Here is a 15,879-nt window from a genome sequence, read left to right as displayed (position 1 = left end):
CGCGGAGTTGCCGGCCCGCCGCCGGCCGGCGGAGACCGCATGGGCCTCGTCCTCTACGCCCTCAAGTTCCGGATCACGACCTACGTGCTCGCGGTGCTGATGATGCTCGGCGGCGTCGGGGCGATCCTCGTCACGCCCAAGGACGTGCTGCCGGTCGTCGATATCCCGGTCGTCGTGGTGGTCTGGACCTATACCGGCCTTTCGGCGCCGGAGATGGAACAGCGCATCACCACCTATGCCGAGTACGGCATCTCCAACAACGTGAACAACATCCGCCGCATGGAGTCGACGACGCTCCAGGGCACGGCGGTCCAGCGGATCTACTTCGACCCCTCAGTCAGCATCGACCTCGCCATCGCGCAGGTCGTGTCGTCCACCAATTCGATCCGCGCGGTGATGCCCACCGGCACGCAACCGCCGGTGATCGTACGCTATTCGGCTTCGTCGGTGCCAGTGATCCAACTCGCCCTGACCTCGGCCAAGCAGAGCCTCAACGAGGTCTACGATTACGCCCAGTACCGGATCCGCCAGACACTCGCGCAGGTCCCGGGCTCGACCCTGCCGTCCCCGTTCGGCGGCGCTCCCCGGCAGATCATGGTCGATCTCGATCTCAACGCCCTGCAGGCGCTCGGCCTGACGCCGCTCGACGTCACCAACGCCATGACGGCCCAGAACCTGACGGTGCCGTCCGGTCTCACCAAGATCGGCGAGCAGCAATATCCCGTCCAGCTCAACGCCACCCCGCCGTCGATCGAGACGCTCAACACCGCGCCGATCAAGGTGGTCGCCGGGCAGCCCGTTCTGATACGGGACGTCGCCTATGTCCGGGACGGCGGCCCGCCGCAGGTCAACGTGGTCAGCGCCGACGGCCGGCAGGCCGTGCTGATGCAGATCATCAAGAACGGCACCGCCTCGACCCTCAACGTCGTCAACAACGTTAAGGCGGCGATGCCGACGATCCGCGCGGCGGCGCCCGAAGGCCTGTCGATCAAGCAGCTGTTCGATCAGTCGGTCTTCGTCTCGAACGCCATCGAGGGCGTGCTGCACGAGGCGCTCACGGCGGCGGCGCTGACGGGGCTCGCGATCCTGCTGTTCCTCGGCTCCTGGCGCTCGACCATCATCGTGCTGATCTCGATCCCGCTCTGCGTGATGACCTCGCTCGCCGTGCTGGCGGCCCTGGGCCAGACCATCAACGTCATGACGCTCGGCGGCCTCGCGCTCGCGGTCGGCATCTTGGTGGACGACGCTACGGTGGCGATCGAGAACACCTACCGGCTGTTCGAGGAGGGCGAGGAGTTCCGCGAGAGCGTGGTCCACGGCGCCGCCGGGATCGCCAAGCCGGCCCTGATCTCGACGCTGGCGATCTGCGCCGCCTTCACGGCGGTGTTCGCGCTGACCGACACGCCAAAGTACCTGTTCACCCCGCAGGCGCTCGCGGTCGTGTTCGCGATGCTGACCTCCTACCTGCTGTCACGCACCCTGGTGCCGCTGCTGATCGACGTGATCGTAGCGCCGGAATACCGGCAGAAGCACGCCAAGGATCGGGCCGCGCACGAGGCCCCCCGCCGGGGCCGGATCGCTCAGGGACTCGGTCTCGTCGGCGCCCCCGTGATGCGGCTTGCCGCCTGGATCCATGGCCACTTCGAGCGCGGCTTCGCGCGGTTCCATCGGGGCTATGTCGGCCTGCTCCACGCGGTGCTGCGCCACCGGATCGTCACCCTCGGCGCGGTCGGCGGCGTCCTCGGCCTGACCGGGGTGCTGTTCGTGTTCGTCGGCCAGGATTACTTCCCGCAGATCGAGGCGAGCCAGATGACCATGCATCTGCGCACCCGCACCGGCATGCGCATCGAGACCGCCCGGCAGGTCTTCGCCGAGATCGAGGACACGGTCCGCGAGGTGATCCCGCCGGATGAGGTCGACCAGATCCTCCAGAACATCGGCCTGCCGTCGAACAACTACAATTTCGCGTTCTCGGACGGTTCGTTCGTCTCCTACAACGACGGCCAGATGCTGATCAGCCTCAAGGAGGGGCACCACCCGGTGGCCGGCTATCAGAAGCGCCTGCGTGCGGTTCTGATGAAGCGCTTCCCCGACGTGATCGTCTATTTTCAGCCCGCCGACATGATCACCCAGATCCTGAATTTCGGCGTGATCACCCCGATCGACGTGCAGGTCTCCGGCCGCCACAAGGAGAAGGACCTGGAGGTCGCCCAGCGCATCGTGCAGCGGCTGAAGCACACCAAGGGCCTCGTCGACGTGCACCTGCAGCAGATCGTCAACGAGCCGCAATTCTACGTCGATGTCGACCGGCGCCTCGCCTCCGAACTCGGGCTGACCGAGCAGCAGGTGGCGCAGAACATGAATATCTCGCTGTCGGGCAGCTACCAGGTGACGCCGAACTTCTGGCCCGATCCGAAGACCGGCATTCCCTACCAGCTCTGGGTGCAGACGCCCGAATACCGCAACAGCTCGCTCACCGACCTGCGCAACACGCCGATGTTCGTGCGCGCCGCGACCACCGGCTCGGGTCCGGGCGTGCTGACGCTGCTCTCCAGCCTCGCCGACATCCGCCGGGTGCCGACGCAGACCATGATCAGCCACGTCAACATCCAGCCGACCTTCGACATCTTCGCCTCGGTTCAGGACCGGGATCTCGGCGCGGTGGCCCGCGACATCGACGCGATCGTCCAGGACGAGCAGAAGAACCTGGAGGCGCCCGACAAGATCACGGTGCGCGGCCAGATCGAGAACATGCGCTCGGCCTTCTTCCGCCTGGAGGTCGGCCTCGCCATCGCGCTGATCGCCGTCTACCTGCTGATGGCGGTGAACTACCAGAGCTGGGGCGACCCCTTCGTGGTGATCGCGGCCCTGCCGATGGCCTTCTGCGGCATCACCTTCGCGCTGTTCATCACCGGGACCACGTTCTCGATCCCGTCGATCTTCGGGGCGATCATGTCGGTGGGCATCGCCTCGGCGAACTCGATCCTGCTCGTCACCTTCGCCAAGGAGCACCGGGAGGAAACCGGCTGCAGCGCCCTGGAGGCGGCGATCACCGCGGGCGAGACCCGTCTGCGGCCGGTGCTGATGACCGCCTCGGCGATGTTCCTCGGGTTGATCCCGATGGCGCTGGGCACCGGCGAGGGCGGCGAGCAGAACGCCGCGCTCGCCCGCGCCGTCATGGGCGGCATCGCCTTCGCGACGCCGGCGACGCTGCTTCTGGTGCCGTTCCTCTACGTGCTGATGCGGGGCGGCCCGGCCCAGCCGGTGCAGGATTACCTGGAGCCGGGCGCGCAGCCGGCCGCTTGACGATCAGACAGGCGGAGCGGACACCGTCATTCCGGGGCGCCGAAGGCGAGCCCGGAATCCAGAACCGCGGTTCTGCCAGGATCCGGCACGTCGGCGGCTCTGGGTCCCGGGCTCCGCTGCGCGGCCCCGGGACGACACGCTGTTCAGACGATCTTGAAAATCTCCGGACCGCTCACCCCTCCTTGAACCCGTATTCCGGCGTGTCGTCGTCGTTGCCGTAATACTTGTACGGCAGGAACTTGCCCGACATGGTGAGCCGCACGCGGTCGCCCTTGTTGTTGGCCTCGCGGGCCATGTCCATGTTGAAGTCGATCGCCGACATGATGCCGTCGCCGAACTCCTCCTGGATCAGCTCCTTGAAGGTCGTGCCGTAGACCATCACCAGTTCGTAGAACCGGTAGATCAGCGGGTCGGTGGGCGGCATCGACGGGATCGAGCCCCGGTAGGGCGGCTCATTGAGCATGCGCTCCTCGGCGACCGTCAGGCCGAACAACTCGGCCGCCCGCTTGGCCTGGGCCTTCGGCAGCTTCATCTGCCCCATGCAGGCTGCGGTGATCAGGAACGGCGACAGCCCGCCGATCTCCTCATGGATATGCTTCCAGCTCCAGCCCTTCTCGCGCTTGATGTCGAGCAGCTTCTCGGTGAGGTCCTCGCGCTTCATCGTCCGCTCCCAGGTCGACCGTCGGTTTGGCTCGGGTGAGACCGCGGACAAGTCGCGGTCTCACCCCACCCCCGAGGGGTGCGCACCCGGACCGCGCCCGGTGAGGGGAAACGGCCGCGACCGAGCACGGAAGGCTGCCCGCCTTGAGATCGGCGCGGCGCGTCTCTTGGCACTGCGACGACCGACGGCGGTCGCATGATCTTCGGCAAACGTTGTGCCAGGCACTGCCTGCACGAAAACATGCGTCTCTACAGAATGTTGGCTGCGGCGCGTGCATTCACGACATCTCGTCGGAAACGAGATATCGTCAACGGATGACGAGATCTCGTGAGTCCAGAGAGCCGTTCCCATTCGGTCCCATCTTCGAGGCCAGCCCGGATCCGATGCTGGTCCTTGCTCCGGAGGAGGACCGGATCGCGGACGCCAATCCCGCGGCGGTACGACTGCTCGGCCATCCGCGTCAGACGTTGCGTGGCGCGCGGGCCAGCGCGCTCTATCCCGGGCAGCTCGCCGCCCTCACGGTCTTCACCCAGGCCGTCCTGGCGAAAGGGCATTGGTGGACGCGCGCGCTCGCGCCGCGCGACGCCGCCGGCCGCGACCTGCGGGTCGAGACGGCGGCCTTCCCGCTTCCGGGCGGGCCGACGCTTCTCCTCGTGACTCTCGCGGATCCCGACACTGTCCATCGCCGGCAGGTCGACGGCGAGGCCGAGGCCTACATGCGCGCGGGTCTTTCCGAGTGGCAGCGCATGGAGCGGATCTTCCGCGACATCGAGCACGGCAACCAGCTGATCCTTCGGGCAGCCGGGGAGGGGATCTACGGCGTCAACGCCGAGGGCGTGACCACCTTCGTCAACCCGGCCGCCGAGCGGATGCTCGGCTGGGCGGCCGCCGACCTCGTCGGCAAGGACATGCACGCCGCCGTGCACCACACGCACCCGGACGGCAGCACCTATCCGCACCGGGACTGCCCGATCTACGCGGCCTTCCGGGACGGCGCTGTGCGTCAGGTCGATCACGAGGTCTTCTGGCGGGCGGACGGAACGTCCTTTCCCGTCGAGTACACCTCGACGCCGATCCGCGACCGCGGCCGCCTGCTGGGCGCCGTGATCGTGTTCCGCGACGTCAGCCAGCGGCGGGAGGACGAGCGCCGGCTGAAGAGCGCGCTCGCCGAGGTCGACACGCTGCGGCAGCGCCTGGAGCTGGAGAACGCATATCTGAAGGAGGAAATCCGGGCCGAGCGCCATCACCAGGGCATCATCGGCCGCTCGCCGGCCATCGCGGCGACGCTCCGGCAGATCGATCTGGTGGCCGGTACCGACGCCACCGTGCTGATCACCGGCGAGTCCGGCACCGGGAAGGAGCTGATCGCCCGCGCGATCCACGAAGCGAGCCGCCGCAGCGCCCACCCGATGATCCGCGTGAACTGCGCGGCGATTCCGCGCGACCTGTTCGAGAGCGAGTTCTTCGGCCACGCCAAGGGCAGCTTCACGGGCGCACTCCGCGACCGTGTCGGCCGGTTCGAGCTCGCCGATGGCGGCACGCTGTTCCTCGACGAAGTCGGCGAGATTCCCCTGGACCTGCAGGGCAAGCTGCTGCGCGTGCTGCAGGAGCGCTCCTTCGAGCGGGTCGGCGAGGCGCGCACCCGTGCGGTCGACGTGCGGGTGGTGGCTGCCACCAATCGCGACCTGCGCGCCGAGGTGGCGAGCGGGCGCTTCCGCGAGGACCTCTACTTCCGTCTCAACGTCTTCCCGATCCAGGCGCGACCCCTGCGCGAGCGTCCCGAGGACATTCCTCCGATCGCCCAGCATCTGCTCACGGCGGCGGCGCGCCGCCTCAACATCCCGGAGCCGCGGCTCTCGGAGGGCGATGTCCGGCGCCTCTGCCGCTACGCCTGGCCGGGGAATGTCCGCGAGCTGGAGAACGTGATCGAGCGGGCGGCGATCCTCAGTGCCAGGGGGCGGCTCCGCCTCGATCTGCCCGACGGCGAGCCAGCCCGGACGCCCGATCCGGTCCGGTTGCCGGTCGCCGCACCCGATGGACGGCCGCCCACCGAGGCCGAGCGCCGCGCCCGCGACCGCGCCGAGATCGTCGCAGCCCTGGCGCTGGCGGGCGGCCGGATCTCCGGGCCCGGAGGCGCGGCCGCGCTGCTCGGCCTGCGCCCGACGACGCTCGCCTCGCGCATCAGAGCGCACGGCATCTCCCGCGACGACGGCGATCTCCGGCGCAGCTGATCTTTTCGCGGCACAGCGAGCGTGGTTTCGATGCACCGGGCCGGCGGGAAGCGCACAACCGCGGCCGGAAACGCTTGCATCCGTGGCGTGTTTCCGGACCATGCGCCCTCTGGTCTCGGAGGCGGGCTTTGGACGGAGACGATCGGGACGGTCAGAGGGCCGACGAGGGGGCGGGCGCGTCCGCGCCGCCGGCCCCGTGGGAGTTCGTGCTTCCGGAAGAGACGGCGACCGAGGATCTCGGCCTGTTCCTCTCCGAGTTCCTGCGTCCGGGCGACGTCGTGGCCCTGTCGGGCGGTCTCGGCGGCGGCAAGACGACGCTCGCCCGCGCGGTGATCCGCGAACTCGCCGGCGATCCGCGCCTCGAGGTGCCGAGCCCGACCTTCACGCTCATTCAGCCCTACACGGCCCTGGACGGCCGCGCGATCATCCACGCCGACCTCTACCGGCTGCGCGACCCCGATGAATTGGTCGAGCTCGGCTTCGACGAGATGGCCGAGGATGCGATCACGCTCGTCGAATGGCCCGACCGGCTGTCGCCCCGCGACGCCCCGGTGCTGACCGTCGACCTGTCCCTGCGGGCGGAGTTCGGCCCCGAGGCGCGGCTCGCCCGGATCGACGGCACCGGCGGCATGCGGGCCCGCCTCGACCGGGCCCGGGCGGTGCGCCGGCTCCTCGACCGCAGCGGCTGGGATGTGGCCGAGCGCACGCTGATGCAGGGCGACGCCTCGTCCCGCGCCTACGAGCGCCTGACCAAGCCCGACGGCACCAGCGCCGTGCTGATGATCGCCCCGCCCCGGCCCGACGGGCCGCCGGTGCGCGACGGCAAGCCCTACAGCGCGATCGTGCATCTGGCCGAGAGCGTCCACGCCTTCGTGGCCCTCGACCGGGGCCTGCGGGCGCTCGGCTTCTCGGCGCCGAAGATCTACGGCGAGGACCTCGCCGAGGGACTGCTGATCCTGGAGGATCTCGGCAGCGAGCCGGTGATCGAGGCCGGCGCGCCGCGGCCCGAGCGCTACGCCGAGGCCGTGCGGCTGCTCGCCAAGCTCCACGCGACGCCGCTGCCCCCGGTCCTGCCGGTGGCGGACGGGATCGAGCACGTGCTGCCGCCCTACGACACGGAGGCGCTGCTGTTCGAGGCCGAGTTGATGCCCGACTGGTACGCGCCCGCGATCCGGGATGCCACGCTGTCGGCCGAGGCGCGATCGGACTTCGTCGACTTGTGGCGGGCGGCCCTTCAAGGCGCGGTCCCGGACCGGCCGACCTGGACGCTGCGGGACTACCACTCGCCCAACCTGATCTGGCTGCCCGAGCGCGACGGGCTGGAGCGGGTCGGCCTGATCGACTTCCAGGACGCGGTGATGGGTCATCCGGCCTACGACGTCGCCTCGCTGCTGCAGGATGCTCGGGTCGACAGCTCCGCCGAGTTCGAGCTGCGGCTGCTCGGGCTCTACGCCCGCGAGCGCCGCGGGCGGGATCCGGCCTTCGACGTCGGCGCCTTCGCCACGGCCTACGCCCTGCTCGCCGCGCAGCGAGCCACCAAGATCCTCGGCATCTTCGCGCGGCTCGACCGGCGCGACGGCAAGCCCGGCTATCTGGCTCACCTGCCGCGGATCGAGGGCTACCTCGCCCGCAATCTCGCCCATCCCGCGCTCGCGGGGCTGCGCGACTGGCACGCGGCGCATCTGCCGGGCCTCGTCAGCCCCGCCCCCGAATCCTGACCATCGGACCTTCGATCGCATGAGCGAGCTCAAGCCAGCCGTCAGCCGCGCCTTCGTCCTGGCCGCGGGCCTGGGCAAGCGCATGCGTCCGGTGACTGCCACGGTGCCCAAGCCGCTGGTGGAGGTCGCCGGCAAGGCGCTCCTCGACCACGCCCTGGACCGGGTCGCGGAGGCCGGGATCGGCACGGCCGTGGTCAACGTCCACTATCTCGCCGACCTGATCGAGGGCCATCTCGCCCGGCGGGCGGAGGAGTCGGGCCGGGGGCCGGCCACGATCGTGTCGGACGAGCGCGCGGCGCTTCTGGAGACCGGCGGGGGCATCCGCAAGGCGCTGCCGCTTCTGGGCGCGGCGCCCTTCGTGGTGCTGAACTCGGACTCGTTCTGGCTCGAAGGACCGGCCTCCAACCTGAGCCGGCTGATCGGCCGCTGGGACGCGCACCGCATGGATTGCCTGCTGCTGGTGGCCCCCACCGCCACCAGCCTCGGCTACGAGGGCGCCGGCGACTTCGTGATGGAGCCGGATGGACGCCTGGAGCGCCGCGGGGAGCGCGAGGTCGCCCCCTTCATCTACGCGGGGGTGGCGATCCTGAGCCCGAGCCTGTTCGCCGACACGCCGGAGGGCGCCTTCTCGCTCAACCTCCTGTTTGACCGGGCGATCGAGGCCGGCCGGCTTTTCGGCCTGCGCCTCGACGGCCAGTGGCTGCATGTCGGCACGCCGGAGGCGATTCGGGCCGCGGAGGAGCGGGTGCGGGCGAGCGCGCGGACACCGTAGCTGGATCGGGCGGCCGGTCTGCGGTCGCGGTGGATGGGCGATGGCGTTTTCGCATCGACCGCGTGGGGGTGAGGCCCGTGCCGTGCGCGTCATGCGCTGTGATGTAACGAGGTGTCTTGCCAAGCCCGATCCGAGCCTCTAGAAGCCCCCTCACACCGGCGGGCCAAGACCCCGCCGCCGTGTCAGGCGCCCGTAGCTCAGCTGGATAGAGCACCAGACTACGAATCTGGGGGTCAGAGGTTCGAATCCTTTCGGGCGCGCCATAAGCTTCAAGCACTTAGCTAACGTTCCCTTATTTGGTGCTCACGGCAAATAAGGGAAATTGGGCTAGAAGTGCTGCGGCATCCAAACGAGATCATTCATTCGGCTGCGGGCAGGGGTGCGGCACCGAAGCGCGGTCCGGTTTCAGCAGCAGCTACCTCTTAATCAGCGGGTCCTAGGTTCGAACCCTAGTGCGCCCACCAAGATTTTCAGCTAGTTAGATGCAGAAACGCCCTCTTCGGGCTTTCTCGCCTGCCTCAAACGTAACATCTTACGTAACAGCGCACGGAATTGTCCGCTCTTGGGTGGGCGCAATCGGATCCGAGCTGCCGAAGCTGGTGGCGGTGGATTCGGATTGCCCCGCCTAAATCGTTTTGCGCTTCGCCAGGCTGGCGCATTTTGCCTGCCGATCAAACACGCGTTTCACGTCAGCCGCGGCACAGGTGCCGCTATCGCCGACTCCCAGAGCTGAATTAAGCGACACTCAGGCCTGCCGAGGCGTCGAGCTTCCGAACGCACTAGACGGCGCTCAGAAGGTCGACAGCGGCAGTCGGGCTCGGCAGCGCACCCCGGCATGCACTCAGCACGCTCCCGCCCGTACGAGCCGCGCTCTCGCGGTTTCTCGCTATGGTGTGCGCCGCTCATCCCGCTGCACGAGCAACATCAACGGCTCGTAATCCGACTCGAGCGAGAGCGGGCAGGCCGGCACATCGGGTGGCATCCCATCGTGGCGAGACGATCGACACGACAAGATGCGAGCCTTCACACAGGGTGCGAGGGACCCCGCGGTGGCGCAGGCGAAGTTGCTGCTCCAGGAGAACCCGCAGCTCATGCAGGCCCTCCAGAACGCGCAGGGCTCTGAGGAGGGCCACCGCCTTGACGGGGTGGATGCATGGAAGTTCGCGGGCTGCGACCGCCCGGGTGGCGAGAACGCGGCGCGGATGGCGACCACTCAGGACTACGCGGATCGGTTCTCCAACGGGCAGACGCTGCCGAGCACGGGCGCCTCATCGGGATCGCCGTCGCAGATGTCGTCCGGGATCGCTCGGCCTTCCGGAAGTTCGGTGGGCTCGACTGCACAGGCCGGCAATTTCGGGCTCAACGGCATCCAGGTGCTCGGATCGGCCGTGCCGGGCGAGTCCTCGCCGCCGCCGGACGTGGCGTCACTCCGAACCTACGAACTGTAGCCAGTCGAGGGAGGCGCCAACTTCCAGCCAGTAGCAGCTAAATTGCCGATCGACCGCTGGAAGGCCTCGGTGCTCCAGCACATGTTCGAATCCGTAACGAAGATAAGACGGACCGCCGTGAGACAGCTAGGGGCAAATCAACTCCAAAGGAATCCAGCGGTTTGTCGGTCAAGATGCGGCCGGCTCGGATCTGGACGCAGAGCCATTTCATGGGGATGTTCAGTCGGCGTGCAAGGACCTGGACGCCCAGCAGATCCGAGGCATGGCACCAGCCTCACCGTGGCGACATCGCCGCTAATCCGGCCTGCTGGCGTATGCGCTGACCGTCACGGGCAGCACACGCCCGGTTTACCTGGGTGAGCGATGCCCCTCGCCAGTCAAGTGGCGCGGCGATCGCCTCATCCGGGATATCGCTGCGGGCCAGGGCGATGATTCGGTCCCGCATCTCCGCACAGCGCGACAACGCCTCCAAACGACCGACCGCCCGCTTGATCGTGAGTTGGTTGACCGCGCCCCCGCGCAAGACGACGCGCGCCGTCGCCTCATCGTGCAAACCCCGGTCCAAAATGACCTTATCCGCGAGGCAGTGCAGCAGCAACGCAGGAGGCTCGCAGGTGCCGGAGGTGCTCAAGCGCGATTCCATAGCCGGCCACGTTCCGCGGCTAGCGCGGTGGGTCTGGTTAAGATCATCTGGCTTAGAACCCGTCCGATAAGTCGCCTATGAGGCTAAAGGCCGTTCCTCCGTCAGCACTCTCGCGCTGGGCGATGAGGGCACAAAGCCATCTGGCGGGTGCCTTATGGAGCCCTTATCGGACGGGCTCCTAGCGTGTGCCTCGACAACGATCGACTCTACCTGCTCGTAGGTGGCACTCACTCAAAACAATCAATTCTTATTTGGTTTCATTTTTCCGGCATCATTGCTTTTTGCAGCAACTCCCGTTAGCATCTTTAACTCTCCTAGCGTCGTCGAATCACCTTTAGCCATCTTACTCTGACGAAGTTCCGATTCCGGCGTCGAGCTTGGGCCTGCTTCGCCGCCGGCGCTAATTCGCAAGGCGCTTCTATAAGCACCCGCTTCACTCGCATCTAATTTTCTTCCTGTCCAAGGGTGGAAGTTTAACTTACAGCCTGACGGATTGAAACTATGAAAATACGTTCCCATACCGCGGATTTCACCAGTCTTATAACATCTTGGAATCTCTAAAGCGAATTCTTCGGGTATGCCATAATCAGGCCACCCGACGAACAAATAGGTGGCAAGTCTTTTTCCAGTTTCCGGGTCATAGCGCGTATCGCCACTCGCAAGTGCAAGGCAAATTTTTGCGAAATTGAATCCTTGTTTCTCATATTTGGTTACGATTGACTCAGATATGCCTACGGTATGCCCTTCACCCTGGTAAGCGCATTTTCTTAAGCCTGCTCGTTTTGTGTAGTCTGTACTGCCTACAAACCAGCCTATCCCAACTTCTGCAACATCAGCATCTGACGAGAGAAGTACGGGGTATTTAGTCTTGCGAAGCTCCGCGTTGCAATCCACATGTTTGGACCATACAAATCCAATAGGTCTTAATCTGCCATCGATAACCTTCCGTATTTCAACCCAGGGACTATTTTTGCCACCTCTATCAGGAATAACCCCAGTATTGTTCTTTAATGTTTGTATAACTCTCCCGCCCGGCCGCTCTCGAACGTTAAGCTCAGTTCCGGTGGGGTCACGAACCAGGCATTCAGTTCCACGCCACTCATCGCCGAAGATGCCAACTTGCGCACTAACCGGCTCAGCATAGACCGCCTGAAGCACGACCGTTAAGGCCAAGGTAACCGCACATCGGATCTTCATGTCCAGCCTCCGGCAAAACTTCACCGCAAACCTCACCGCATACCTTCGCACGACTCTGCTTCCGCCACAATCTCAACCATGAGCCGTGTACAGCGCCCAGCCTTCTTCATGTATTTGAAATCTTCGAGGACCTGACTTTTAATGTTATCTGCCGCAGCAAGCTGTGCAGAAAATAGATTCCGATATGCCTGCCTTGCTTCTGCGTCTCTACCAAGAAGCATAAGTACGTGAGCATAATTCATGTCGATGTGCTTGAGTGCCAGCGGTGCTGGATGCCCAATAAGTGAGCGAGCGGCATCTAGAAAATTGAGTGCCTCTCTAGCTCTTCCTCCGAGCAAGAGATACCATGCCGCATCGCCAGCAACATCTGCTGCACGAATTTTATCAGCATGGTGTAACTTGATGTCGAGCAAAACCAGAGCCCCCCTCTGAAGAGCATACTCTGCGGCTTCGGAATAATCGCCTTTGTTATTTAGAATAGGTAACACACGACCCAAGACATCGATGAGTAAATTCCGCCATAAGTATGGAGGTATACTATTCGACCGTTGCACTGTAAGTACATCTATACTCCTACGGTATAGATTTAATGCATTCACTAGATCGGATCTACCACGATGAACATCTGCAAGCGCCGCCAGCATCCACGCATTCAAATATCGCACAGAGGGATCATTCTCGAAGCGAGAACTTGATATTTCAGCGATTGCGGCCTCAACAACCGGAACTGCGGAGTCAAATTCGCGGCGACGCGTGTATATTTTGGTGACGTTTACGCAATCCTCAAGGTACTGCTGCAGATCCCGCAGTTGAGATTCTGGACTCTCGATAAACTTCTGGCTCCGTTTCATCGCCGACAGCGCATGAACGAAAGCATCTTCACTCGCTCCCATGCGATCCTCTAAGCGAGCCAGACTTCCTAACAGCCCAATATACCCTCTTTCCCCAACAATAGTGGTGCTGCGAGCATTAAAGTTCGCAATCTCCTTTTGCAGAAGCTCAATGCCAGTAGAGTTATCGCCCAGCGCGGAATAAGCTTCCGCAGCGGAAATGATATATCTGATAGCTTTGTAAGGATCAAGATCCGAGCGCCGTAGATTGATCAGTTCAATTAGACGACTGGCCCGTGCACGAATTGTTGGCTCGTCTTCATATTCAACCGAAAATTCCAACAATTTATGTATGAGGCGAAGCTGATTGAGCTGTAATGATCGATCTTTTTGCTTGATTTCATCAAGAACCTGCATCGCGGCGACATAATTGCGCCAGGCATCGTACGGCAAACTGCGCGCTCTAGAGATTTCCGCCAATCTGTCGTATGACGCTGCTAAATCAACATCAACCTCATCGCTTCTACCGTAATTCTGTCGAAGAGTAAGAAGGAGGTGATTTGCCTCCATCGCGGCTGCTGCGCTGTCATCGAGCCTGTAATTTTCCAGATTTAACGATGCCTCCGTTAGTCGTGCAGCCGCATACGCTCTGATCCGAATCGGCTCCGCAACTTTGCTGGAGCCGTCGAGTTTTTTCAGAGCGTGCTTAGCCGTGTCGATAATGCTGATCTTCAAATCCGAGGGGAGACCGTCCGACAGTGCGCTATCTCCGAACAGATTGTATATAAATTCTGCCGTCGTAAAAGTTGCATCCTGCGCTGTGCCTTCGGCGTGCTGCCTTGCTTGGTCAGCCGATCTCCGTTGAAGTTCCGCAATCGTACCAGCTAAAATGGAACCAGCGAGCAAAAATAGCAAAACGACTATTGTGCACATTACAGCTCTTCGGCGACGCTCTTCTACACGAGCGCCGTGGAAAGCTGCAGCGAGTCGCGCAACTGTTTCTTCCCCCGGATAAACCCGCTGTTCGGGCTCGGTATGACGGAGAATGTCGGGATTAAGTTGCAGCCATTCAAGAAGAGTATCTGGCAATGGTGGCGTTGTATTATAAACCCCGAGGGTATTCCCGCAATCGATAATTATCGGTCGCTTACCAGAAGAAGTAAACACGTCCAACTCTTTGCGCACCCATTTGGATCGGGTCAGGGCATACTTGTTGGCAATGATTACTAGTTGCTTCGAATTTCGAACGTGTAGCCTCGTCAGTAGTCCGAGATCATCTCCCACATGATAATCCCTAGTATCAATATGTGTCTTGAAGCGGTAAGGTTCCGCTTCGAGTGCTTTCGAAAGCGCCTTTGGATATTCGGATCCGTCATCATGTGCATAAGACACAAAAAAATCGTAGCCGAATAAGGCAGAAATAATTGGCTCGATCATTGCCGCAGCAGATTTATTGCGCATCGATGCGTGGCCATACTTATTCTTACATGGCACCAATGATGCTGACGGTGCCGTTGCCCGCTCCATAGATAAGATTATACCAACAGCCCAATAAAGTCTATCATGTGTAGAACGGCGTCAGAGTACCTTCGTAGGACGCAGGAAAATTCGGTACTGAATGGCGAACGAGAATGTTAGTTCCTTTACTTTTGGCGGTGAACAGACCTGCTGCACGACGGCGACATCGATGTCGAGCGGGGGCGCCTGGAACTTATACGAGGCGGAAATCCGTGACGCGATGACGGCGCGCCCTAACCTCGACGCCTATCTCCCATTCACCAACTCAGACAGCGCCGAAGACACGAGCAGACCTATCATCACGGCTCCTGCTTGACCGGCGTGCAAGTATTCCCTGTGGCCGGGGGGCCGAATGGATCGAGCCCCTGCTCTTTGAAATCTTGTCTGAGGGACTACGATGCAACACTTTGCTGGCTCAGGCCGCCCCGACGGTGGCGAAAGCGGTTATGGGGTCGGTCCTCGTGCTGCCTCGCCCGTCTGAGCCGCTCGACGTCTTCAATCGGTTGGTCGTCGGCTCGGCTGACGTTTACCCTAGTCCTTCGCTCACGCGCCTGAAGAGCGAGATGCTTATTAAGTTATTGTCGGCAATCCCACTTGGTACTAGGCTGCTGAGCCTGAGCAAGGTTCTATGACGCGGCTCCCCGGCCGGACGGTCGTCCTGTCGATCAGTGACGCGCACGACAGATCGCGGCTGGGATATCCGCAACGCGAGATCGACCGAGCGCTGTACTCGCTTGTGGCGCTCTAGTCCGCGTCGGCGCCGAGCCGGCGCGCGCCCAGTACGCAGGCGATCTCAAGCCGGATGGCTACATATTTAAACTTTCCAGGCACTTGGCCGGCTCGTGCGCTGGCTGGGACGACAAGCCGGTTGTAGACATCGTGCCGGAGCCCGTGCTGCGCTGGACCCAACTCGAGGGCCTCGTTCGCGGGATGCGGGAGGGGCGCAGAACCACGGAGGCCTTCCTCCTGATCGATGGTCGCCTCTGCGCAGCCAGGGCGGAAGGAGGCGCCTTGGTCGCCGGCTTGGCCTAAAGAAGAAACGTCGCATCGGCACCGACGTCGAAATAGACGCTCGCCTCGACGCGGTCTCCCCGGCCCGTGAGGAGGCGTTCACACAGGCGCGCCTCGCGGTCATGGGAGTAGCTGACGCGCGGGTCGCACTCGGAGGCAAGATTGGGATTCTGGAAAACGAGAACGACCGTCACAAGGACCGATGCTGGGCATCGCCGAAGAGGCACTCCCGTCCTTGAGGTGAACAAGCTCCTTGTGCTTCTCGGAGCTTTTAGGGTGCCAGGAGGGACAACGCCGTGGAACTCGGCCTTTTGCAAACCTCCGCCAGGGTTCCGCGCGGGCCGCAGGCGCCCGGCTACGACCCATGCCTTGTACGTGTCCGTCTCACCTAACACACGCTCCCGGCTTCTCACGTCGGACGTTTGCGCAATATCGCCGCGGGCGACCAGACTGAGCATGCGGCGCAGGTCATCGCGGATCTCCTCCGCAATCAGTTCGCTGCCTGATAGGTATTGATGTCAATGAGCGCGCAAGCAGGTTCATC

General features: G+C 63.5%; 10 protein-coding genes and 1 tRNA gene. 6 read left to right on the top strand and 5 right to left on the bottom strand.

The annotated features are described in order from the left end of the window. Positions 1-39 precede the first annotated feature (39 nt). Positions 40-3,306: an efflux RND transporter permease subunit gene (locus AC3WSN_RS20475; protein WP_492540388.1), complete on the top strand. Its 3,267-nt coding sequence runs from the start codon at positions 40-42 to the stop codon at positions 3,304-3,306. A gap of 172 nt (positions 3,307-3,478) precedes the next feature. On the opposite strand, the gene cynS is transcribed toward AC3WSN_RS20475, so the two are convergent. Continuing rightward, positions 3,479-3,967 carry a cyanase gene (cynS, locus tag AC3WSN_RS20470; RefSeq protein WP_238197709.1) on the bottom strand — a complete coding sequence of 163 codons (489 nt, stop codon included), beginning with the start codon at positions 3,965-3,967 and terminating at the stop codon, positions 3,479-3,481. Between the two features lie 314 nt (positions 3,968-4,281). Between cynS and AC3WSN_RS20465 the strand changes: the two genes are divergently transcribed. The 5 genes from AC3WSN_RS20465 to AC3WSN_RS20445 all read left to right on the top strand — a co-directional run bounded on the left by AC3WSN_RS20465 (position 4,282) and on the right by AC3WSN_RS20445 (position 10,136). Continuing rightward, positions 4,282-6,198, top strand: a complete 1,917-nt coding sequence (locus tag AC3WSN_RS20465) for a sigma-54 interaction domain-containing protein (RefSeq protein WP_492540385.1) — start codon at positions 4,282-4,284, stop codon at positions 6,196-6,198. A 128-nt stretch (positions 6,199-6,326) separates the two neighbouring features. Continuing rightward, positions 6,327-7,916, top strand: coding sequence for a tRNA (adenosine(37)-N6)-threonylcarbamoyltransferase complex ATPase subunit type 1 TsaE (gene tsaE, locus AC3WSN_RS20460; RefSeq protein WP_492540383.1), 1,590 nt, complete (start codon positions 6,327-6,329; stop codon positions 7,914-7,916). 19 nt (positions 7,917-7,935) lie between these two features. Next, complete coding sequence (locus AC3WSN_RS20455; RefSeq protein ID WP_192710221.1) at positions 7,936-8,688, top strand: nucleotidyltransferase family protein; 753 nt, start codon at positions 7,936-7,938, stop codon at positions 8,686-8,688. Positions 8,689-8,874: 186 nt separating this feature from the next. Continuing rightward, positions 8,875-8,951 (top strand) — tRNA-Arg (locus tag AC3WSN_RS20450). Between the two features lie 750 nt (positions 8,952-9,701). Continuing rightward, on the top strand, positions 9,702-10,136 hold the full coding sequence (locus AC3WSN_RS20445; protein WP_492540381.1) for a hypothetical protein: 435 nt from the start codon (positions 9,702-9,704) through the stop codon (positions 10,134-10,136). Between the two features lie 274 nt (positions 10,137-10,410). Here AC3WSN_RS20445 and AC3WSN_RS20440 read toward each other — a convergent pair whose 3' ends face one another. The 4 genes from AC3WSN_RS20440 to AC3WSN_RS20425 form a co-directional block, all read right to left on the bottom strand. After that, on the bottom strand, positions 10,411-10,779 hold the full coding sequence (locus tag AC3WSN_RS20440) for a hypothetical protein (protein ID WP_492540379.1): 369 nt from the start codon (positions 10,777-10,779) through the stop codon (positions 10,411-10,413). A 240-nt stretch (positions 10,780-11,019) separates the two neighbouring features. Then, the gene (locus AC3WSN_RS20435; RefSeq protein WP_492540377.1) at positions 11,020-11,976 is read right to left on the bottom strand and encodes an Rcat domain-containing protein; all 957 of its coding nucleotides are present in this window, start codon (positions 11,974-11,976) and stop codon (positions 11,020-11,022) included. 32 nt (positions 11,977-12,008) lie between these two features. After that, positions 12,009-14,267, bottom strand: coding sequence for a TIR domain-containing protein (locus AC3WSN_RS20430; protein ID WP_492540375.1), 2,259 nt, complete (start codon positions 14,265-14,267; stop codon positions 12,009-12,011). Between the two features lie 1,085 nt (positions 14,268-15,352). Beyond that, positions 15,353-15,529: a hypothetical protein gene (locus AC3WSN_RS20425; RefSeq protein WP_492540373.1), complete on the bottom strand. Its 177-nt coding sequence runs from the start codon at positions 15,527-15,529 to the stop codon at positions 15,353-15,355. Between the last annotated feature and the right edge of the window lie 350 nt (positions 15,530-15,879).

It is taken from the genome of Methylobacterium sp. FW102-HT35C08 (assembly GCF_058790235.1).
This window is presented reverse-complemented; position numbering and strand designations above follow the sequence as displayed.

Coding starts and splice junctions, on each gene's coding strand:
- AC3WSN_RS20475 (WP_492540388.1), top strand. CDS start 40: ATGGGCCTCGTCCTCTACGCCCTCAAGTTCCGGATCACGACCTACGTG.
- cynS (WP_238197709.1), bottom strand. CDS start 3,967: ATGAAGCGCGAGGACCTCACCGAGAAGCTGCTCGACATCAAGCGCGAG.
- AC3WSN_RS20465 (WP_492540385.1), top strand. CDS start 4,282: ATGACGAGATCTCGTGAGTCCAGAGAGCCGTTCCCATTCGGTCCCATC.
- AC3WSN_RS20455 (WP_192710221.1), top strand. CDS start 7,936: ATGAGCGAGCTCAAGCCAGCCGTCAGCCGCGCCTTCGTCCTGGCCGCG.
- AC3WSN_RS20445 (WP_492540381.1), top strand. CDS start 9,702: ATGCGAGCCTTCACACAGGGTGCGAGGGACCCCGCGGTGGCGCAGGCG.
- AC3WSN_RS20440 (WP_492540379.1), bottom strand. CDS start 10,779: ATGGAATCGCGCTTGAGCACCTCCGGCACCTGCGAGCCTCCTGCGTTG.
- AC3WSN_RS20435 (WP_492540377.1), bottom strand. CDS start 11,976: ATGAAGATCCGATGTGCGGTTACCTTGGCCTTAACGGTCGTGCTTCAG.
- AC3WSN_RS20430 (WP_492540375.1), bottom strand. CDS start 14,267: ATGCGCAATAAATCTGCTGCGGCAATGATCGAGCCAATTATTTCTGCC.